The sequence below is a fragment of the Shewanella livingstonensis genome (assembly GCF_003855395.1).
GTDB lineage: Bacteria > Pseudomonadota > Gammaproteobacteria > Enterobacterales > Shewanellaceae > Shewanella > Shewanella livingstonensis.
The window spans coordinates 1,934,249-1,955,849 of record NZ_CP034015.1 but is presented as its reverse complement, the minus strand read 5'-3'; the positions used below and the strand labels follow the sequence as shown (position 1 = coordinate 1,955,849).

General features: G+C 41.3%; 14 protein-coding genes and 2 pseudogenes. 8 read left to right on the top strand and 8 right to left on the bottom strand.

Annotation, left to right across the window (positions count from 1 at the left end; genetic code table 11):
* Positions 1-40 precede the first annotated feature (40 nt).
* The 3 genes from recC to recD are packed head-to-tail and all read left to right on the top strand — an operon-like array spanning position 41 to position 9,749.
* Complete coding sequence (recC, locus tag EGC82_RS08470) at positions 41-3,826, top strand: exodeoxyribonuclease V subunit gamma (protein WP_124730367.1); 3,786 nt, start codon at positions 41-43, stop codon at positions 3,824-3,826.
* On the top strand, positions 3,826-7,692 hold the full coding sequence (locus EGC82_RS08465; RefSeq protein WP_124730366.1) for a UvrD-helicase domain-containing protein: 3,867 nt from the start codon (positions 3,826-3,828) through the stop codon (positions 7,690-7,692). The genes recC and EGC82_RS08465 overlap by 1 nt, the downstream gene beginning before the upstream one ends.
* A complete protein-coding gene (gene recD / locus EGC82_RS08460) occupies positions 7,686-9,749 on the top strand; it encodes an exodeoxyribonuclease V subunit alpha (protein ID WP_124730365.1) in 2,064 nt (687 codons plus the stop codon). The genes EGC82_RS08465 and recD overlap by 7 nt, the downstream gene beginning before the upstream one ends.
* 147 nt (positions 9,750-9,896) lie before the next feature.
* Here the strand turns inward: recD and EGC82_RS08455 are convergent, their stop codons facing one another.
* Entirely contained in the window at positions 9,897-10,169 is a 273-nt protein-coding gene (locus EGC82_RS08455; RefSeq protein WP_124730364.1) for a hypothetical protein, read from the bottom strand.
* Positions 10,170-10,564: 395 nt separating this feature from the next.
* On the opposite strand from EGC82_RS08455, the pseudogene EGC82_RS08450 reads away from it, so the two are divergent.
* Positions 10,565-10,807: pseudogene (locus tag EGC82_RS08450) on the top strand (transposase); the annotation flags it as partial.
* 14 nt (positions 10,808-10,821) lie between these two features.
* Here EGC82_RS08450 and EGC82_RS08445 read toward each other — a convergent pair.
* From EGC82_RS08445 to EGC82_RS21845, 3 genes and pseudogenes are all read right to left on the bottom strand, one after another.
* A complete protein-coding gene (locus EGC82_RS08445) occupies positions 10,822-11,013 on the bottom strand; it encodes an antitermination protein NusB (RefSeq protein WP_124730363.1) in 192 nt (63 codons plus the stop codon).
* Positions 11,014-11,357: 344 nt separating this feature from the next.
* Positions 11,358-11,708, bottom strand: a complete 351-nt coding sequence (locus EGC82_RS08440) for a DUF4870 family protein (protein WP_124730362.1) — start codon at positions 11,706-11,708, stop codon at positions 11,358-11,360.
* 407 nt (positions 11,709-12,115) lie between these two features.
* A pseudogene (locus tag EGC82_RS21845) lies at positions 12,116-12,262 on the bottom strand (transposase); the annotation flags it as partial.
* 807 nt (positions 12,263-13,069) lie between these two features.
* Here EGC82_RS21845 and EGC82_RS08430 point away from each other — a divergent pair.
* A complete protein-coding gene (locus tag EGC82_RS08430; protein WP_124730361.1) occupies positions 13,070-13,909 on the top strand; it encodes a hypothetical protein in 840 nt (279 codons plus the stop codon).
* A 2-nt stretch (positions 13,910-13,911) separates the two neighbouring features.
* Complete coding sequence (locus tag EGC82_RS08425; protein WP_124730360.1) at positions 13,912-14,916, top strand: Kelch repeat-containing protein; 1,005 nt, start codon at positions 13,912-13,914, stop codon at positions 14,914-14,916.
* 554 nt (positions 14,917-15,470) lie between these two features.
* On the opposite strand, the gene EGC82_RS08415 is transcribed toward EGC82_RS08425, so the two are convergent.
* Complete coding sequence (locus EGC82_RS08415; RefSeq protein ID WP_124730359.1) at positions 15,471-15,830, bottom strand: lipocalin family protein; 360 nt, start codon at positions 15,828-15,830, stop codon at positions 15,471-15,473.
* Between the two features lie 154 nt (positions 15,831-15,984).
* Here EGC82_RS08415 and EGC82_RS08410 point away from each other — a divergent pair, with 154 nt between their 5' ends.
* Positions 15,985-17,415 carry an IS4 family transposase gene (locus tag EGC82_RS08410; RefSeq protein WP_124730358.1) on the top strand — a complete coding sequence of 477 codons (1,431 nt, stop codon included), beginning with the start codon at positions 15,985-15,987 and terminating at the stop codon, positions 17,413-17,415.
* Here the strand turns inward: EGC82_RS08410 and EGC82_RS08405 are convergent.
* From EGC82_RS08405 to EGC82_RS08395, 3 genes are all read right to left on the bottom strand, one after another.
* Positions 17,370-17,876, bottom strand: coding sequence for a hypothetical protein (locus EGC82_RS08405; RefSeq protein ID WP_124730357.1), 507 nt, complete (start codon positions 17,874-17,876; stop codon positions 17,370-17,372). The two genes, EGC82_RS08410 and EGC82_RS08405, sit on opposite strands and share 46 nt — an antisense overlap.
* Positions 17,877-18,209: 333 nt before the next feature.
* Positions 18,210-18,431, bottom strand: a complete 222-nt coding sequence (locus tag EGC82_RS08400; protein ID WP_124730356.1) for a penicillin-binding protein — start codon at positions 18,429-18,431, stop codon at positions 18,210-18,212.
* A gap of 377 nt (positions 18,432-18,808) precedes the next feature.
* Entirely contained in the window at positions 18,809-20,641 is a 1,833-nt protein-coding gene (locus tag EGC82_RS08395) for a DUF885 domain-containing protein (protein WP_208646936.1), read from the bottom strand.
* 445 nt (positions 20,642-21,086) lie between these two features.
* Here EGC82_RS08395 and EGC82_RS08390 point away from each other — a divergent pair, with 445 nt between their 5' ends.
* Positions 21,087-21,521 carry an excinuclease gene (locus EGC82_RS08390; protein WP_124730355.1) on the top strand — a complete coding sequence of 145 codons (435 nt, stop codon included), beginning with the start codon at positions 21,087-21,089 and terminating at the stop codon, positions 21,519-21,521.
* Positions 21,522-21,601 lie beyond the last annotated feature (80 nt).

Genomic DNA, 21,601 nt, shown 5'->3' with positions numbered 1-21,601 from the left:
AGTCCATAGAATGAATTAATCTCAAATTAGCGGATCGACCATGCTTACTTTAATTCAATCTAATCAGATGGAAGTGTTATCTGAACAACTGGCCAAACTACTGGCTATTCGTTTAGATAACGTCAGTTTATTAGCCAGTGAGCATGTGTTAGTTCAAAGCCCCGGGATGTCGACTTGGCTGCGTTTAGAAATCGCCAAACACAATGGCATTGCCGCAGCATTATCGTTCCCGTTACCCTCAAGTTTTACCTGGCAGTTATGCCACGACTTGCTGCCCGATGTACCAAAAGATAACGCTTTTACCAAAGCGGCGATGACCTGGAAGTTAATGGACTTATTACCAAGTCTGTTAGATAACCCAGACTTTAGCCCACTCAAACAGTACTTATCGCCTCAAGTTGATAGCACTACTGATATAGCTGATACCGATACTGAAACTGATATCGATGCTAATACAACGAACAGCCACGCCATATTGCAGCTCAATCAGTCACATGATGCCATTAAGCTATTTCAATTGTGTGGCCGCATTGCCGATATTTTTGACCAATACTTAGTTTATCGCCCTGAGTGGATTTTAGCGTGGGAGCAAAACCAGCCATTATCGAGCCTAGACAACCGCTTGGCGTTAGATGAAAACCAACAATGGCAACCTATTCTGTGGCGAGCATTAATCGACTATAACCAACATCATTTGCACGCCAGCCATTATCATCGCGCCAATTTACATGCTGACTTAATTGCGACCTTAGCCAATCCAGATACCGATTTATCGATGTTGCCGGCTCGATTATACGTATTTGGTATTTCATCTATGCCGCCACAAACCCTCGATGTGCTGTACCACTTGGCTAGCCGTATTGATGTGATTATGTTGTCGCTCAGCCCTTGCCAGCACTATTGGGGTGATATTGTTGAACCGAAAACCCGCGCCCGCATGGCGTTGCAATATGCTAACAAAAAACAACTCGACCAAGACTGGGAAGACAAACTCGAAGTGGGTAACCCGATATTGGCCAATAATGGTCAAATGGGCCGTGAACTGCTTGATTTAATGCTTAGCCTACCGCCGGAACATACCGACTTTGGTTACGATTGTTATGTCGAACCCGAGCCAAATAATCTACTGCACGGAGTACAATACGATATATTACAAATGGAAACGCTTGGGCAACCATTAGGGCCAAATGCAGATTTATACCAAGATATTGACGCTCGACGTAAATTATTGCCAAGTGATAACTCAATTACCTTACGCAGTTGCCACAGTGCCTTGCGTGAAGTTGAAACCTTACATGATCATCTTTTAGCATTGCTGTCTAACAACAGTGAATTAACCCCAAAAGACATAGTGATCATGATGCCCGATGTGGCAGCCTACGCACCGTATATTGATGCGGTATTTGGTACCGCTAACAGTCAGTATTTTGCTGACAAAAATCCACAAAAAGGCGACTATTACATACCCTACGCCATTGCCGACAGGGGCGCAGCGCAAGAATCACCGTTAATCAATAGCTTTTTAAGCCTGTTAAACATCAATCAAAGCCGCTTTGGCTTAACAGACATTATCGGTATTTTAGAAGTGCCAGCAATTTTGCGCCGCTTCCAACTGGATGATGACGAATTATCATTAATTCGCCGCTGGCTAGACGATGCCAATGTGCGTTGGGGCCGCAGTGAACAAACTCGCAGCCAATTGGGCGTTCAACCTTTTGCGCAAAACTCATGGGCATTTGGTATTAAGCGTTTAATCCTTGGCTACGCCTTTAACGACGATGCCGATATTTATCGCGATACTTTAATGGTGCAAGGCATTGAAGGTCAGTCATCGCAGGCATTAGGTAAGTTGCTCAACTTTTTAGAAACCATCGACACGTATTTTACCCTATTCGCCAGCGACTACAGCACCAGCGAACGCCTAGAGCAATTACAACAACTACTCGTCGATTGCTACGACACCACAGATGACGAGCGTGAGCAAATTCAAGCCATTCGGGATGCATTGGTTACCCTAGACACTGAGCTTGAAAGCGCTGGCCATCAAGGCCAAGTCGATATAGAAGTCCTAAAACAGTGGTTTAATCAACGCTTAACAGAATCTCGTGTCGGCCAACGTTACCTTGCTGGCAGCGTCAATTTTTGTACTTTAATGCCAATGCGCTCTATTCCTTTTAAAGTGGTGTGTTTGCTGGGTATGAATGACGGCGTTTATCCGCGAGTACAACATCCTGTCGGCTTTGATTTAATGGCGCATTTTGGCCCTAAAAAAGGCGATCGCTCGCGCCGATTAGATGACCGTTATCTGTTTTTAGAAGCGTTATTGTCTGCCAGAGAGCAACTGTACATCAGTTATATTGGCCACAGTGAACGTGATAATGCCGAACGTATCGCCTCAATGTTAGTGTCTGAACTGGTCGAATATTGTCAACTCAGCTACTTGCCACTAAAACTGGCACAGCAGCCTGAACAACAAGCCAAAATCAACCTTGATGACGCTGACAAAGCCGTACTGGCACAGCTTATTCAAGCACAACCTTTGCAGCCTTTTGACGCTAAACTTTTCCGAGAAACACCACAATCGGCTGATAGTGTGAATAAACTGCAACACAGTTTTAATGCCCAATGGTGCCCGCCACCAGCCAATGCGACCATTAACAATCACTTTTTTGAGCAAGCATTACCCTTGTCGACCGAACAGGCAGATGAAGTGTTTGCCCATACTCATATTAATAGCGAAGGCATTAAAGTGGTCGAACTCGAATTGTCGGCATTAATTCGTTTTTATCGTAATCCAGCGCAATTCTTTTTCAACCGTAGTTTAAAAGTCGATTTATCACTGGATATTCAAGCCGATGACAATGACGAACCGTTTAGCTTAAATGCACTCGAGCGTTATTTATTGCAATCACGCATGCTCGACAATGCCATTGAACATCAACTCGACAGCCCAGATCATGAATTACTCAGTAAGCTCAAAACCAGCGGTGAATTGCCAATGGCGCCGTTTGACGACTTGTTAATTAATCAATATTTACGTGATATATCGCCGTTGATTAATCGAGTACAATTTTTACAAGACCAACAAGCCATGCACACCTTGAATGTGGATGTTAACTTTGATCTACCACTACCAATGCATGATTTTCCGGAGCATGATCTATCTGCGCACGGTTTACCAGTACAAGCAGACTCACCACAAAACAGCCAACCCTCTTTTATGCGGGTCAATCTTGTTGGTCGTATTGACGATATTTTGCCTAAAGGCTTAGTCAATTATCGCCCGGGTACTGCCCACGGACGAGATTTTATTCGGGTATACCTTCGCCACTTATGTATTCATGCTATGGCCAGTTCATCTAGCTCGGGGTTAGGTAAAAATCAATTTAGTTACCTACTCGACATTGGCCATTTTCATGCCTTTGCGCCAATAACTGCCGAGCAAGCCAAGGCGCAGCTAATGCGCTTTATCATTGGTTTTATTCAAGGCCAGACTCAACCATTGTGTTTTATGCCTAAAACCGCTTTCGCCTATGTTGAAACCGATGGCGACCATGAAGAAAAGCTGCTTAAAGCTCAGAAAAAATGGGATGACGGCCAAAACCAATTCGGCGAAGGGCACGACCCACATAACCAGCGTTTATTCCATTTCCCAGAAGACTTTAGCGAAGCTAGGTTTGGTGCATTAGCCAGCCATTTGCTGCAACCCATGTTAAGCCAGTATCACAAAGATAAACTGGCAGAATTAGACACCTTTGTCAGTGGCACCGCGGTCGATATTCAAGCGCAACTCATTGCCAACGCAGCTAAATTAGGAGCGCATTAATGGACGCTATTACCGTGACACCGCTTAATGCCCTCACCTTACCGTTTCGCGGTTCCAGCTTAATTGAAGCCAGTGCTGGTACGGGGAAAACCTATACCATTTCCGGTTTGTATTTACGTTTATTGTTAGGCCACGGTGGTAAAGCGCCGTTAAGTTGTGAGCAAATTTTGGTGGTTACCTTCACCAACGCCGCAACCGAAGAACTCAGAGACCGAATTCGTAAGCGGATTAACTTAGCGTTTAAACGCTTTTTAGGCCTAGCCGTAAACGATGAATTTATTGAACAGCTTTACCATGACACCTCGGAAGATGAACGTCCTATTGCGTTAAGACGCTTAGACTTAGCGTTAAAATCGTTAGATGAGGCAGCTATTTTTACCATTCATGCCTTTTGCCAACGCGTGTTGTCAGACATGGCATTTGAGTCGTCATTGTTATTTGAGTCCGAATTCACCCTCGACGACAGTGAGTTTTTACACCATGCGGTGCGCGATTTCTGGCGTGAAGTGTGTTATCCATTACCGCCCTTTTTAGCCCAAGCCATTAGTGATGTGTTTGCCGAACCAGACGTGTTAGCACAAAAACTGCGACCGTTATTAGGTGCAAGCCAAGCGGTGTTATCAAAACAACCTCCAGCCTTTGAAACCCTACAACAACAGCTAAGCCAAAGTATCAGCCGCTTTAGCTTATTGTGGCAAAGCCTGCACGACAGCACCCTTGAATTATTGCAATCGCTGCCATTAAACGGTCAACGTTTTGGTAAAGGTACCGACGGCTACCCTAAACTTAGCCAACTGTTTGATAGCATTAGTAACTGGGTAAAATTTGGCCAAGGATTACCGCCAATAAAAGCGATGGAGCAACTGGCATTATCAGAGCTTAAACTCAATAAAGGTGGCGTTATCCCCAGTGCGGATGAAGCGCCGTTACTAGACCATATTGAGCGTTTATTGGAGTTAATTAATCAGCTTATTCCGTCATTTTTAGTGCGCGCCCGTGAGGGTATTCGCCAACGCTTTGCCGGCCAAAAACAGCAACGCAATTTGATGACACCCGATGACCTATTGCTCAGCTTAGCCATGGCGCTCAGCCAAAACCCGATCACCCTCGCCCATGCTATTGCTAAGCGTTTTCCGGTCGCATTAATTGATGAGTTCCAAGACACCGACCCACTACAATTCACCATTTTTAATCAGGTGTATCAACAGCCGCTAGCATCACAACTGGGCTTAACCGCAGATACAAGGGTGAACAGCCCAGATGATGACAGTATAAGTAATGACGACATTAGTAATGACAACAACAATGATGACGCTAACAAGGGGCGCTTAAGTTTATTAATGATTGGCGATCCTAAGCAGGCTATTTATGCTTTCCGTGGTGCCGATATTTATACTTATATTGCTGCGCGCCAACAAACACAGGCTCATTATAATCTTGACACCAATTACCGCTCATCAACTCAGTTAGTCAATGGCGTTAATCAGCTTTTTAGCCAACACCAAGACCCGTTTATTAGCCAAGCTATCCCCTATGATATTGTTAAAACCCCATCATCGGCAGCCAATAAACACCTGAGTGAAGCGACAACAAATCCAGCAGCGTTGCGGATCCGCTTATTAGCCGAAGACGATGTTAATGGCCTCAATAAAACTACCGCAAGACAACGCCTGGCCGCAGATGCTGCCAGTGAAATAAAGCGCTTACTCACTGAATCACAACAAGGGTTATGTAACGTTCATTCTAGCCAAAGCCAACCGAGTAAGCCGTTAATCGCTAAAGACATCGCCATATTAGTGCGCGACAGAAATGAAGCCGCGGTAATGAAAGCGGCATTATCGGCCCGTAAAATTGGCGCGGTATTTTTAAGCCGAGACAGTGTGTTTAACACTATTGAAGCTCGAGAAATGGCGATTCTACTATATGCGTTAGCCACACCAAAAGATGAACGCGCTATCCGCGCCGCACTGGCCACTGAGCTAGTCGGTTTTAATGCCCTGCGCATTCATCAATTTAATCAAGATGAAGAACAACGTCAGCGGGTACTAGATCAATTCACTCATTGGCATCAGTTATGGCAACAACGCGGCGTAATGCCAGCACTGCTTAACTTTGCCAGCGAAACCCAATTAATCCACCGCTATTTGTCGCAATCTGTCACGACCGACATTAATAATGTTGATAACAGCAATGCTAATGCTCTGCGTGGGAATGACAACAATAGTGACAGCTCTTATAGCAGCAACAGTGACAATAGCGTTAATGATGCTGATGAAGACAACGCCGCAGATGCCAAAGCATCAGGTGAAAGACGCTTAACCGACTTTAGGCATTTAGCTGAATTACTACAGCAAAAAGCCACCGAACTTGATGGCAACAGCGCCCTTATTAACTGGTATGAGCAACAGCTGATTGGTAATAATGGCGGTGACGAGCAACAACTGCGCCTAGAAAGCGAACAAAACTTGGTGCAAATTGTCACTATTCATAAAAGTAAGGGCTTAGAATATCCGGTATGTTTTGTGCCGTTTGTCAGCCTAGCCCGTGGTCATAAAAAACGCCCGGCACCAATGATGTACCATAAAAATGAACAACTTATTTGGGACATCGACGCCACCGACGAAGGCTGGGAACAACTCAAACAAGAAACCCTCGCTGAAGATTTACGCCTGTTATATGTGGCGTTAACCCGGCCAGTTTATGTGTGTTATTTGTATATTGCCAACCAAAGCCGTCAATTAAAGGCGGGGATCAGCAGCCAATTGCATGAAACAGGTATCGGTTATCTGCTGGGCATTACCGACAAAAAAGCCGACTTTAACCTAATTCAAGCCAAAGTGAATGCTATTGCCACCTTGCCGGCAATAAGTGTCGAATGCTTAAGCAACGATATTGACGATTCCGTGCTCGCTGATATCCACGATAACAATGACCCGCTAGCGGCCAAAATAGTAACTCGGAAAAAGAGCCTGGCATGGCGAGTGGGCAGTTATTCAGGCTTAGTCAAACATTTGCCTCACGAGAGAGTCGCACCCGGTGCTGACGATGAAGACTTCACCGATGAGTTAATCCAATTACAGTTGCAAGATGACGTTCTCACCGAACCCGTACTGGATCGCTTTAGTTTCGAGCGCGGTGCTAATACCGGTAGTTTTATGCATTTAGTGCTAGAACTGTTTGATTTTACCCAAGCAGACACCGAGCTGTCACCAGCACTGGCCAAAGCCATGAAACAATATGGTTTTGACGAAACCCTATGGCAACAGCCGCTAATGGACTGGTATCAGCAAATATTGGCCGCGCCGCTGTTTATCGAGCCATCGTCACAAGACACCTCACTGACATTAAGCCAATTAGGCATCAAGCAAAAAATGGTCGAAATGGAGTTTTACCTGCCGATTTCAACCTTACAAGCATCGCAATTAAATCATATTTTGCAACAGCACGGTTATGTCGGCGGACTCGACTTTGACACCTTAAAAGGCATGTTAAAAGGCTTTATCGATTTAATCTTTGAGCATCAAGGCCAATTCTGTATTGCCGACTATAAGTCCAACCATTTGGGCGATAAATATAGCGACTACACTCGCTCTGCCATGGCCAAAGCCATTAATGCTCATCGTTATAATTTACAATACATCTTGTATACCTTGGCATTGCATCGCTACTTATCGCTTAGATTACCAGACTATAATTATCAGCAACATATTGGCGGCAGCTATTATCTGTTTTTACGCGGTATGCATCCTGAACACCCGGGCGCGGGGGTATTTTATGACAAACCACCGCAAGCATTAATCGAACAACTCGACCGCTTATTTTCAGGTCAAACAGACAATCGTGCACCGGAGACGTCATCATGTTAATGCTCACCTACCCGATCACCGAATTACTCCAGCTTTGGCAACAACAGCGACTCATTACCGCGCTCGATCGCCATTTTGCTTTAGAGCTGGCTAACATTGAAACCATTAATAACGACCCAAGCATCACCGAAGCACAATCTCAGCTTTTTTTACTGGTTTGCGCCCTGCTCAGTCAGCAATTGTCGAATCAGCACAGTTGTTTAGTCATCGAACAAATTGATCTCACCAATCCCATGGCAGAAGACAGCCATCGTCACGCTGAGGTCAATTGTTGTATCACACTCAACCATCAACAGTTGATAGAGCAAATTTGTTTATTTGATGCAGTGGGTCAACCGGGTGACAACACTCCGATGATTTTTGAACATGGGCGTTTATATTTAAATAAGTACCATTTTTTTGAAACTCAAGTCGCGAGTAAGTTAACCCATCTAGCACATAAACCGCTTGAAAACGAGTTAACTCACAGTAATTTACCGCAACTGATCGAGTGCTTATTTACCGCACAAGACAACAATAATAGTCCGTTTAACTGGCAAAAAATTGCCACTGCTATCGCATTAGCCAAAGCATTAGCGGTAATAACTGGCGGCCCAGGAACCGGTAAAACCACCACAGTAACCAAGCTATTATTGTTACTGTTAACCCAATCGCCGCTAACCATCCGTTTAGTCGCGCCTACCGGTAAAGCAGCAGCAAGGCTGAGTGAATCTATCAAGGCGTCTAAACATCGTTTACTGCAACAGCTAACTCAAGTCAGCGACCCAGCACTGGCGCAGATATTGATCAATTCACTAAAAAAAATTCCTGAAGACGCTTCTACATTGCATAGGCTGTTGGGCGTCATCCCCAATTCGCATCAATTTAGACACCATCAAGATAATCCACTGCGACTAGATTTACTGGTGGTCGATGAAGCGTCGATGGTCGACTTACCCATGATGTACAAATTACTCAGCGCCCTGCCGTCTCATGGACGTTTGATATTGTTAGGCGACCAAGATCAACTCGCATCCGTAGAAGCTGGCGCAGTACTGGCCGATATTTGTGTTGGCTTGAAGCAAGCCAACCTGCAACAGACATCGCCATGGTCAATGCGTTACAGCGCAGCACAGGCAAAGCTCATTGAGCAATTAACCCAACAAGATGTCAGTCAGTTTATTGATCAACAGCCTAAAATTGGTGACAGTTTGTGTATGTTGATGCACAGCCATCGTTTTAAAGGTGATGCAGGTATTGGCCTATTAGCCAGTGCGGTTAATCAATCTAATATCAGTGCCATTCGCCAAGTATGGCTGCAACAGCATGCTGAATTAGACTGGTTTGAACATCAGCTTAATGCCCAAGGAGATAACAGCGGTAAACAAGCGTTATTGGCATTATCGGTACAGGCTTATGGTGAGTATCTGAGTTTGGTACAAGAAAATCAGCAAGGGATAAATCAACAGACCATTATCGATCAAGCGGATCGACAGGACTGCGCCATAACATTGCCGCATTCTGAACAAACCATCATCGACAGCTTTAACCAATATCGAGTCTTGTGTGCCATGCGAGCAGGTGAATTTGGGGTTGAGGGCATGAACATCGCCATCACCGACAGCCTTAAACACGCCAAACTGATTAATCCCCATAATGAGTTCTATTTAGGCCGACCGATCATTATTCAAAGTAACGATTACAACCTAGGCTTATTTAATGGTGATATTGGGTTAATCTTGCAAGACAACACTAAGCCAAGTCGCTTAATGGCCCACTTTGTTATGGCCGATGGCAGCCTGCTCAAAGTATTACCCGCACGCTTACCCAGCCACGACACTTGCTACGCCATGACAGTACACAAAAGCCAAGGCAGCGAGTTTGATAAAGTCAGCTTTGTATTGCCCCACAAACCCAGCCCCGCACAATGGCAGCTACTCAGTAAAGAACTGCTTTACACCGCCATCACCCGCGCCAAAAACCATTTCTACTGTTTAGGCACTAACATGGTATTTGAAAAAGCCAGCAAACAAGCCACATCGCGAGCATCAGGTTTAGCTTGGAGATTATGGGGTTGATTGTAGGAAATAGTGTCTACAGATTTAGGGGAAGATCACCTTTCACTATGTGAGATGCTCCTTGCCGTTCAACACGAAGCTCACGGGCGACAAGCCGTGCAGCGGTTTGGTGTCCCAGCGACTAATGGGAGCGAGTGATGCGTATTGTTATGTTTTTGAACGCTGCGCATTAGCTTTGTTATCTAAGATATTTAATAACTCTTCGTACTTTGGCCCAGGGCCAAATTGAGGCAATCCGATAGCCAGGACAACAGCGCCGAATGTTAAATAAACAATATACTCAGCGACAACCACACCTGTTGCCATCAAGGTAATACCGCATAGCATGACAACAATCAGCAAAACTCTGAATAAAGTTGCAGCCTTAATCTTTTTCTTACCACCCGCTATCACTTCCAGTTCTTTGTCACTAAATTCCATGGTTTAACCTTTTTAAAATCATAACGTTTAGTATTTATGCATTGTAGTGGTAAACCTTACCACCCATGTTAATTATTAATTAACATAACGCCTTTTCACTTTGATTGCGATAGCCTTTACCACGATTCAAATGTAAAAATTGAACGAAAATCATCAATAAACTGAGCGCGTTGTTGAAAAATAGAGCGATACTGCAGATTAAAAGCCTCACAGGTGGCTTGATATCAATCAAGCTGAAAATGAGGTTATTATTGTCGTTAGTGCGTTAGACGTTAACGATTAAGCTCATAACCAACGCTGGCAGTTTGATGCACCTTGTCGTCTTTTTCGCTCTAGATGTTTACAGTATTCTGTTAATGTCGGTCAACAATTATGGGGAGCTATATAATTTAGCTAATAAAGAAAGTGGGCGCTTCAAAGGTCATCGAAAAATCCAAGGCGGACGGCATCAAGTTAGAACCGTTTTATACATGGCCATGATGTCAGCGATACAATCTAATCCCGTTTTTAAAGGGACTTATCAGCGATTAGCACAGGCAGGAAAACCAAAGAAAGTGGCTATTATTGCCTGCATCAGGAAGATGGTTGCGATCTTAAATTCGATGTTAAGAGATGAGGTTCTATGGAAAGCGCCAAAAACTCAGTTTTACTGCTACTCAATCTCAGGGGCTTTATCCAAGAAGACTAACAAGAATGTTGCTATTGGGCCCAAAGGCAAAGAAATAAAAAACCAAAGTAACCCACTTCTATTTTTACTTTGCGCCAAACCTGCGTCCAATAAAGCTAAAGTTCCTAACCCTAAAGCATACTGACTGCCTTGTGCCACGATTTCACTTCCATTCATTTTACTCTCCTTAATTTATTTAAATACACCTTAAGTCTAGAAACTGTAAACAGCTAATTAAACCAACAGTCAACCACATCACACCCATTTTAATTATGAATAACATAACGCCTTTTCACTTTGATTACGATAGCACTTACCAGAATCAAATGTAAAAATTGAACGAATAAAATTAACCATGCCACCCATTTTTATTGCCGATAAACAGGGTGACTTTTTTAACTTCAATTCTTGATCTGTTATTGACCGGATAAAGACTAATATCTCAAGTATTGAGGCAGGCTCAACACTTGAGATAAGGGCATGGCTTAGCGCTGACCATCCCTATTTGTTAGGTTGGGCTTTTAAAATAACCAACCTGTAGGGTTCTCAATGGGTTTTTCCAGCTCAAGCGCTTTCATGCCCTTGAGTGAGCGAATTATTAGCCAAACAGCCCAAAATAAGAGTACAAACCATCCAATGATAACTAAGGATAAAATTGAGCCTAAGAATATATAAATGGCACCAATCCAAAAAGTCCTAATTTGAAACTGATAATGGGTTTTTAACCACTCAGGGGCATCACCTTTATTGATGTAAGCCATTACTACACCGATGATGCCAGTAATACCAAACAGTAAGCCTACCATATAAAGTAAGTAAACTATTTTAGCTTGATCCTTGGTCGCTGGTACATTTCCTACTTCTTCACTCATCTATTTTCTCCTTTAATTGTGATGAATTTTATAATTGATTCTTCAATCTTTACTTAACAAGAATCTATGCCTCTCATTTTAAAGGCAATTAACATAACTGCTTTTAGGGTTGATTGCGATAGCTTTCTGCACTATTTAAATATATAAATCCAAGTAAAATCATCAATAAACTGAGTGGCATATGGAAACTGATGAGCAATACGGCAGAGTTAAAGCCGCACTCGACCCTTGATTGATATCAAGCGGGAAAGGAGATTATTGTTTTAGTTTTAGTGTTAGTGTCAGTTCTAGTTTCAAAGATTAAGCCTTAAGCACACAATTAATATTGGCATAACGCTGGCAGTTTGAAGCACCTTATCGTCGTTTCGCTCTAGATGTTCACAGTATTATGAAAATGCGGGTCATGCACCAACGGTGCCTTTAAATAACGCACCAAATTCGGTAGTGATTTTTAGCCAGTTTTCAGCAGTAAGATTAAGTCGATTTAGAATATCTTGGCGACTTGAGCTTATCGCACCGCGTTTGTATTCTCGAATAATACGCCCCGTATCTTCTGCCTGTACACTTATCTTCTTTGTTGGCCATTGGCGTAATCGGCTCATTCAAAGAGTGCATAAACCAACTGATATAGACTAGGCGTTAGCGATATAGGGTAATGCAATCATTCACGATTTTTCATTTTAAATTCGTTAAGGTCTTCACCTTTAATACACTATAGGATTAAGAGTCTACAGAGATAAGTTTTTGAGGTTGCTTAAGTCTCATGCTTAGCAGGAATAAACACGTTGCAAGACTTAATCAGGTAGCCACAAGCATGCTATTAGATTCGTGAGGATCCCTCAGCCTCGAAGGTGAGATATAAACCTACAAACGGAATTCCATCTAATATTTTGACGATAAACACAAAAATAATTATTTTTAGAAAAATGTTGAATCTTGATACTTTAACAGACTATAGTAATAGTCATAAATACAATTAGCTAAATTAGTAATTGTGATAATTAATCATGGGGAAACTGACCAACTCAATATTACTATCAACTGTCTCGATTGGATTTTCAGGATGCATGAAACCAAATGGATAAAACAGAACTAGAATCAGACGGTAATATTCTATCAGGCGTTTACGTTGTAAATAACGAAAAGTCTTATTTACCATGCTTTACTGATGCTTTACTGATGCTTTACTGATGCTTTACTGATGCTTTTATAGTTTAGCTTGCCAAGATTTATCTAGTCAAAAATTTCATGCTGATTTTGATTAATGTAAGTACCAAGAGAATACCTAAGAGATAACTTAGTAATTCATGTTATTTCAATAAAAATAGTTATAGTCACATATACAATATAAGGAAAAGGTCATGATCAAGTCGTTTGTAGGGATATTGGTAGTATTAATCACGTTGGTATCATTTAATAGCCAAAGCGCTGAACCCAAATTTGATATAGAGAAAGATTTACTATTATTAAATTTCGACCTAAAAACTGATGTTGATGATGTGCATACCGTTGCAGCATTAGATTTAATATTGAAATCAAAAGCATTTAAAAAACTTAACTATTATGCTATCAGCGGAACCTACGGCATACAGTCTGGTGCCTATGTACCTGCTAACGAACTTTTTAATATGGTATTCGACCAACATTGGACTGATGCTCATAATTACAGACAAACCTCTATAGATAAAACCACCAAAAAAATAAACCAGACATTATCTTTAGGTGGAAATATTTGGATTGCGGAAGCAGGACAAAGCGATTTTACCCAAGAATTATTAGAAGCTCTTAGCAAAAACAATATCTCATTCACGAAAGATCAAATCATCGTAGTTCAACACGCTGATTGGAATGAACAAGAAACCAGCGTGGATGCTTTAAATTATGTAAAACAAGAAACGACTTATATAAGAATTACCGATGGGAATAAAACCGATAACGGAACTCCTGGTTTTAACGATCAAGCTTATTCAACAAAAAACCTTGAAAATAAACACTTGATATCATCAAAAGTATGGACTGAAGCTAATAAAATATGCACAAAATATAACGGTGTTAACGGACGTTACAATAACAAAGCTATTTCAGGTGGCGGTGCCGACTTTTCTGATTTAGTTGAAATAACCTACATTTTAAACATTCAAAACACACCAACAGTCGCTGATTTTTTTACTATATTTAACAAAGATATTACAGAGAATTAACAATGAAATACCTATCCATTTCATCAGTTGTCTATAGTGCTTTTATCTCGGCTTGTGTTGTATTCAACGCAGCAGCAGAGACAACTTGGCAAGAAGTAGAAACCACAAAATCATTCTCTGTGCGACACGAAGCGGGTTTTGTTAAGTTTGAGAATAAAGGCTATTTAATTGGTGGTCGAGGAATAAAAGCCGTTGATAAATTTGACCCCAATTTATTAACGTGGCGACCTTTACAGAAATCGCCTATTGAACTGCACCATTTTCAGCCAGCTGTATGGAAAAACAAAATTGTTATTGCAGGTGCGCTAACGGGTGGTTATCCCACGGAAACACCTGTTCAAAATATCTATTATTTTTACCCTAATGAAAATATATGGGAAAAAGGTCCCGCTATTCCTCAAGCAAGATTAAGAGGTAGCACTGTTACAATTGTTAAAAATGACTCGCTTTATCTTATTGGTGGAATTACGAATGGTCACCTAGATGGCAATGTTAACTGGGTAGACCGATACGACTTTATCACTAACACTTGGACTATTTTAAATGATGCACCTCACTCACGTGACCATGCTCAGGGTGTGCTTATCAATAATAATATTTATGTTGCTGGCGGACGAAGAACACTGGGTAAACAAAATAAAGTATTTGAGTTAGTTGAAGGCAAGCTTGATATATTTAACATTGAGACTAATCAATGGCAAATTGCAACACACGAATTACCGATCCCTAGAGCTGGCATTGCGACTTTCGCTTACCAGAATAATTTTATAGTGGTGGGAGGAGAAAGTGCCAATCCAAATAAAGCTCATGAAGAAGTTCATCTTTATAACACTGAATCAAAGTTATGGTCACAAGCCCCTGCGTTAATTCAAGGTCGACATGGTAGCGGTGTCATCGAAATGAATGGAGTTTTATGGATAGCCTCTGGATCTGGTATGCAAGGTGGTTCACCTGAATTACATTCTGTTGAGTCTATTCAACTTAACAAGGTATTCGTTCTCAAATAATTGAATATAAAACTTAGCCTGAAAAACAATATTTTAAATGCCATCTGACCTGGTCAACTGAATTCGGCCCCCCAAGTTAAGTTCGTTAAACGACTTCTTTTATCGGCTTATCCATACACTCAAATTCATTGGAACTTTGATATTACCCTTGATTGATATCAAGTACAAAATGAGGTTATTGTTTCAGTGTGAACTCTAGTTTTAAAGATTAAGCCTTAAGCATACAACCCGCGTTGGCAGTTTGATGAGCCTTGTGGCCGCTTTCACGCTAGATGCTCACAATATTCTGTTAAGCAGGTAGTTTTCCGCGACAGCACCTTTAGATATTGAGCCAAACTCAGTGGTAATTTTTAGCCAGTGTTCAGTTGAGATGTTTAGTCTATTTAGAATATAATCTCTCAAAAATGAGCATAGTTTTTTTGATTGCTCAGCATATATAGTAGATTTGATTTATATCTGGATATTTGTACAGCCTGAAGTTTAAGGAGTTGAAGCTATTCAGGCGCGAAACTCAATCTATTGCTCAAAAGTAATTGAGCACTACAATATAGCCTCTAGCGCTTTAAAATATAAACACCTATTGGGGTTTTTAGATGCAAATTCAAACTATCTAATGATTGTATTTTCCATTCAATAACCTCATCACCTGAAGTCACATAAAGGATATTATTCTCTCTATAATAACTATATGCCTTACGACCTTGCTTTGAGAATATTTCGATTATTCTAGTATCTTCAATTACGACAAAGTTACCACCGTCTAAAAAGTTAGAACTATCATCTTCGTACTGTACTTCGGTTAATTGCCATTTGCCATTAATTTCATCTTTATTTGCTGAAGACTTAGGAATACAGCCCATAGAAAAAATTAAAAACAAAAAAGTAACACTTAACATTTTTAAAATAGATTTCATTTTATAAAAAATCCGTTGAAGTTATTTTAGATGGGGCACTTGCAAGCATTCGACCTAAACCATCAGGCCTGACTCTTCTACACAAATCTGAAGCAAAATGAACTTTGTGACAAATCGATGATCAGATCTGGTAACTCAATCAACTTGCAGATTAATGATGTCAATTTTCAACCCAGAGCAATGGTCATACAATCACTTTAAAAACGGTTCATTTGGTGACTCGCGTCGCACTGACCGTGTCATCGAAGTTGCTGCCGACATGGCGCGTTGTAGCGGTAAGTCAATCGCTTTATCATGTCGAGGTAATGAAGCTAAAGTTGAAGGGGCTTATCGATTGATCCGTAATGACAACATTTCTCCAGAAGTGATTAGAGCTTCTGGTTTTCAACATACTGCAGAGCTTGCCCAGCCCTATGCTGAGATATTAGCCATTGATGACACCACTGCGTTGAGTTACAAACACCAAGTAGCACAAGAGCTTGGCAAACTGGGGACGACGACAGATAAATCACGTGGTTGGTGGGTTCATTCAACCCTGCTATTAGACAGCTTCACGACTCAGACTATCGGGCTTATTCATCAAGAATACTGGCTTCGTCCTAATAACCCTGAAGATGCTGACGAAAAAGAAAGTGGTAAGTGGTCAGAAGCGTCCTATTTCTGCCGTCAACGCTTGGGAGACATCATGTCACGGGTCATTTCAGTGTGTGACAGAGAAGCAGATATATTGAGTTATATTCAAGATAAGCAGAAGCATAATGAACGTTTCGTTGTTCGAGCGAAACATTCTAGAACGCTGATAGAGACTGACGCTACGTTATTTGAACATCTTGAATCACAAGCCGAACTGGGTGAATACACTATCGATATCGCCCAGAAAGGGACAAAAAATAGTAAAGGGAAGCCTGTAAACCGCGTGGCAAGAAAAGCCAAGCTAACAATTAAAGTGGCACAGGTTACGTTCAAAACGAAAGGTGAGACTCAGCCAGTAAACGTGGTGTACGCTCAAGAAAAAACATCAAAAAGCGTTACTGAGCCGTTGCGCTGGGTGCTATTAACAACAGAGCCAATCGATACGTTAATTCAAGCACTTCATATTATTGATATTTACACAGCAAGATGGCGAATTGAAGATTTTCATAAAGCATGGAAAACGGGTGCAGGAGCTGAGCGCCAAAGAATGACAGAGCCTAAGAATTTAGAAAGAGCGGTTTCAATCTTAGCTTTTATCGGCGTCCGTTTACTGCAACTCAGAGAAGCCATCACCCTCCCTTATTATTTACGTAAAAAAGGGCTGCTTGAGGAGGCCAAAGCAGTGGAGGCTCAACGCTGTGACACGGTGCTCGAAGAAGATGAATGGAAGGTGCTAATGTGGTTTAATAAGCCTAGAGGGCATAAAGGTAAAGGAGCGCCGAGTCTGAAGTGGGCGTATCAATCAATCGCAAAGCTGGGTGGTTTCACCGATACCAAACGAACAGGGATCGCAAGCTGGACGGCGGTTTGGGAAGGTTGGAGTACATTACAGTCTCATGTTGTAGGCTACCGAGTCGCGAAAGAAATGATTGCTGATGGCGAGAGCTTATGAGATCTGATCAAGAGACAGCCATCAGGCAGTTCAGACAATTTATACTTTCTTTCGCTCGATGTTGCACTTACTTCTTTTTGATTATGATCTTTAGTTATAGTAACCATTGTTTGAACAAGCTCTCGCTGACCCCAAGGATGAGGAGACCATTTAAAGTCATATTTAAATATTACTTCGTAACTCCATCCTCTATTCACTCTAGGATACGGAATCTGAGCTTGAAGCTCATCCTTAATTATCGCGGCTAAAGAACCTATAGCAATGCCAGCAATTCCCCCAGTAAAAACCGTCACTCCGACAGTAAGAACAGTTGTACCTAAGTGACCAGAATAACGTATTGCTTTTTCCCACTCAAGATTCCAATTTGTTGCAGATGCATCTGTTGGAAATTTAAATGTATGTGAAGAATAACTTGTCAGGTTCTCCTTTATAAAACAATTTGGCTGTTTACCTACGCCCATCCAATTTCCTGAATCAGACCAATTTAAACGATTATGGCATTTGATCTCTAATTTTTTCTTTCTGCACTAGTTATTTTCGCCGGACTTGCTAACGTAACAGCCATAATAATTCCCTTTATTAATCTCTATCCAAGGTGAATAAATATTGAAAATGCTATACTCATTACAATTAATGAATATCATAATGATACATTCAGCACACTTTAATACTTAACAATTTAGCAAGCTCTTGAGTGCCAAACAATTATCATTTGTAATGTATTATACAAAACGTCTTCCATCCAACCCATTTTTATAGCTATCAGATTTAACAGCATCGAGCACTACACTCAATCAATAGCTTGAATTGGGCGTACTTTCAGGGTTGATTTCACCATAAACCTCTTCAGGATCAACATCATTAATTAATAGCATTTCCCTTACAGTTTCAATGTGATCTAATATTTTTTTATAATCATTACCGTACTCATATTTAGTCACTTCAATTGACTTAGGCATGTAGGTAAATGCAACTTTCAAAGCGTTTAAAGCCGGCTCACTCATTTTGTCACTCATTAAAAAAGCTCCTTATCTTACTTTTTGAATATATATAGCCAGTAACTGTTGGCAATAAATAACGATGTCACCTACTTGTATAGCGGGTTAACTTAACCTCTTTCAATCTAGATTACGATAGACTTTTACCTCGATTTGAATGGGAAGATGATAGATTTTATCCATTAATTATCCTCGCGGTGTTTAATCAAGGGCAATATGCAAGAAACACCACAGCAGATCATCTTGTTATTAATCAAATAGAAGATGCGGTGTAATAACAACGCGGCATTACCAAGACGAACAATAGAAACCAGTTGGAATACTACTGGTTTTCAAAGTGTTAATTAAGTTAGCCATTATAATGGAGGCTAATGCTTAGCTAATCTAGAGGCGACCTAGGTCGTTTCAGCTTGCTTGGCAGCGATATAGCTGTCAATAACTCGCTCGAGTAAATCAAGTGGCATTGCGCCATTCTTCAAGACTGCATCGTGAAACTCACGTAGATCAAACTTATCGCCTAAACTGTCTTTTGATTTTTGACGCAGCTCTAGAATTTTCATCATGCCGACTTTGTAAGACGTCGCCTGACCTGGCATAACAATATAGCGCTCAATTTCAGACACTACATCGCGCTCAGCACGGCCGGTATTATTGGCCATATACTCAATAGCCTGCTCTCGGGTCCACTTTTTGTGGTGTAGCCCGGTATCGACAACTAGTCTTACGGCACGTAATAACTCGTCCGTTAAACGGCCTATATTATCTGCAGGTGTTTTTTGAAACCCTTGCTCGTAGGCTAAGCGTTCAGCATAAAGAGCCCAACCTTCAATGTAGGCCGTGAAAGGGGCAAAGCGGCGAATAAGTGGCATTCCTTCCAGTTCCATCGCAATAGAGACTTGGAAATGATGCCCAGGGATCCCCTCATGATAGGCTAAAGTTCTCATGCTGTATTTCGGCGTGGTTTTAACATCATATAAATTAGCGAAGAAGCGTCCTGGACGAGAACCATCTAACGATGGGCCTTGGTAATAGGCACCGGGTGCGGTTTTCTCTTTAAATTCTGGAATACGGACTACTTCCATGCCCGCTTTAGGGCGAATATTAAATGTTTCATCTAATCCTTGGTCAATTTCATCTAATATTGTTTGGTAATCTTTTAAAATTTGTGCGCGGCCTTCATCTGAATCTTGATAATAAAACTCTGGTCTGGCAGAAAACTCATTCATTGCCGCCAAATATCCATTTGAAACATCAACACCTTCTGACGCAAAAATGGTCATCATTTCGAGGTGAATACGCGCCACTTCAGACAAGCCTAAGTCATGAATATAGTCTGCACTATAGTGTGTGGTGGTAAAAAATCGCAACGCCAAATTATAGGCTTTATCACCATCAGGCAAACGCCAGTAACCATCGTCAGTACCTGCTTTGGTTTTTAAGTTATCAAAGTAGTCAATAAACAAGCCGTACGCTGGGTATACCAAATCACGAATGGCGGCATCTGTTTTGGCTAAAATAGTTTGTTTGTCCTTGTCGTTGATATCCTCAGCTTTATCCATTTTGGTTTGCAATGAGGTGTACAGAATATTCTCTGTCGCTGGAGTGCCAACAAAACCACGCATTTCATCTAACACGCGATCAATAACAAAGCGTGGAGGAATAATGCCCATGTCTTCACGCTTTTTTAGGCCTATTAAATACTGACCAAACTTGCGATTAACTTCCCCTAGCCGTGACAAATAATTTTGCGCATCTTCTAGGGTGTTAACTTGGTGAGTCGACTCCATAAAGCTTGGAAAAGCACTTTGAATACCAAACATTTGGTTAGCGGGGTAATTATGATATTGATATTTTTCAAACTCATCCAACATATCTAATAAATACAAGGCCACGTCTTTAGACAGTTGCTGGTTTTCATCTAAATCAGCATTTTGATATTGCATTAACCCCTGACGAAACTCGACCAATTCATTGAACATAGCTTGATCTTTGGCGGGATCAACATTATCTAAATGGGCGTTATGACCGGTTATACCTACTGATTCAAGAAAGCCTAATGAGGTTAATGTTTCTGGATCTTCAAAGGCCATTTTGACCATTGCGCGGTCTAGATAAGCCCTAAATAAAAAAGGTTTGTCGGCATACCATTCGTGTGCGGCAAATCCGCCACCCAGTGTCGCTAGCCCTAAGGTACCTATTCCAATCCATTTTAATGATTTCTTAATCATATCCCTTCCTTTGAAATACCTACATGACGAAAATGACATGGCTATTATTACAGTAATAATGACTGCCTGTACTGTTAACAATACGTTAACACGCAATAAGTGAGTTTACTGAATGTTGATATGATTTAAGGAATTTAAAAAGTAACAGAGTGTAACGCTCCGCAGCGTCTCGCCATAGCGCCCACTTATATTGCACTTGCCTTTTTCAGGGTATCAGCAAAGCGGCTCCAGTTTAGTGAATGTTGACAATACTTGTGACACTCTTTTATTGGGTAATCTCCCCATTGTAAGTGAGCATAATTTAGTCTTTTAGTCAGATTTATTCGCTATTAATAAGAATAAGTAATCCTTATTGATAAGTGTAAAATCAGTGAGTTAATGTTATTTTTATCCGAACTATGGATTTTTAACAGCAACGCAAACAATTAAAAGGATTTAACGTCAAATGAAACACATTCTAGCAGCCATCATTCTGGTCATTTTCTTAATACCTGCCACCTCATATGCCCGCGACGATATCGCCAGTTATTCGGTAGCTGATGCGATGGACTCTGAACAAGCAAAAAATAAACTCGGTAGTGATATTGTATTTTATTTTGGTGACCAAGCTCATAGTGAGCCGCAACAACAGTTTGGCGAATTCAAGTCAAACAAGAAAACCAATGCATTTAATAAAACCGATCTTGAAGCTTGCCAGTGGGTATTTTTATCGGCAATGATTTCACTTAAAGAACGTGCGATAAAAGAAGGTGGTAATGCCGTTGTTGCAATAAAATCAAACTATAAAAATAACCTCAGCAGCAGTAATGACACTTTCCAATGTGGTGCGGGTACTTTTGTTGCTGGCGTTGCGTTAACCGGCAACGTGGTTAAATTATAATCCATTAACAGCCAAGCACTCACCGAGTTGTTTGGCGAAGTTCAATATAATGATTATTTAACCTCAACGAGAGCTTAGAT

Bases quoted from the DNA above. Each gene is read 5' to 3' on its own strand.
- recC (WP_124730367.1), top strand. From the start codon at position 41: ATGCTTACTTTAATTCAATCTAATCAGATGGAAGTGTTATCTGAACAA.
- EGC82_RS08465 (WP_124730366.1), top strand. From the start codon at position 3,826: ATGGACGCTATTACCGTGACACCGCTTAATGCCCTCACCTTACCGTTT.
- recD (WP_124730365.1), top strand. From the start codon at position 7,686: ATGTTAATGCTCACCTACCCGATCACCGAATTACTCCAGCTTTGGCAA.
- EGC82_RS08455 (WP_124730364.1), bottom strand. From the start codon at position 10,169: ATGGAATTTAGTGACAAAGAACTGGAAGTGATAGCGGGTGGTAAGAAA.
- EGC82_RS08445 (WP_124730363.1), bottom strand. From the start codon at position 11,013: ATGAATGGAAGTGAAATCGTGGCACAAGGCAGTCAGTATGCTTTAGGG.
- EGC82_RS08440 (WP_124730362.1), bottom strand. From the start codon at position 11,708: ATGAGTGAAGAAGTAGGAAATGTACCAGCGACCAAGGATCAAGCTAAA.
- EGC82_RS08430 (WP_124730361.1), top strand. From the start codon at position 13,070: ATGATCAAGTCGTTTGTAGGGATATTGGTAGTATTAATCACGTTGGTA.
- EGC82_RS08425 (WP_124730360.1), top strand. From the start codon at position 13,912: ATGAAATACCTATCCATTTCATCAGTTGTCTATAGTGCTTTTATCTCG.
- EGC82_RS08415 (WP_124730359.1), bottom strand. From the start codon at position 15,830: ATGAAATCTATTTTAAAAATGTTAAGTGTTACTTTTTTGTTTTTAATT.
- EGC82_RS08410 (WP_124730358.1), top strand. From the start codon at position 15,985: ATGATGTCAATTTTCAACCCAGAGCAATGGTCATACAATCACTTTAAA.
- EGC82_RS08405 (WP_124730357.1), bottom strand. From the start codon at position 17,876: ATGGGCGTAGGTAAACAGCCAAATTGTTTTATAAAGGAGAACCTGACA.
- EGC82_RS08400 (WP_124730356.1), bottom strand. From the start codon at position 18,431: ATGAGTGACAAAATGAGTGAGCCGGCTTTAAACGCTTTGAAAGTTGCA.
- EGC82_RS08395 (WP_208646936.1), bottom strand. From the start codon at position 20,641: ATGATTAAGAAATCATTAAAATGGATTGGAATAGGTACCTTAGGGCTA.
- EGC82_RS08390 (WP_124730355.1), top strand. From the start codon at position 21,087: ATGAAACACATTCTAGCAGCCATCATTCTGGTCATTTTCTTAATACCT.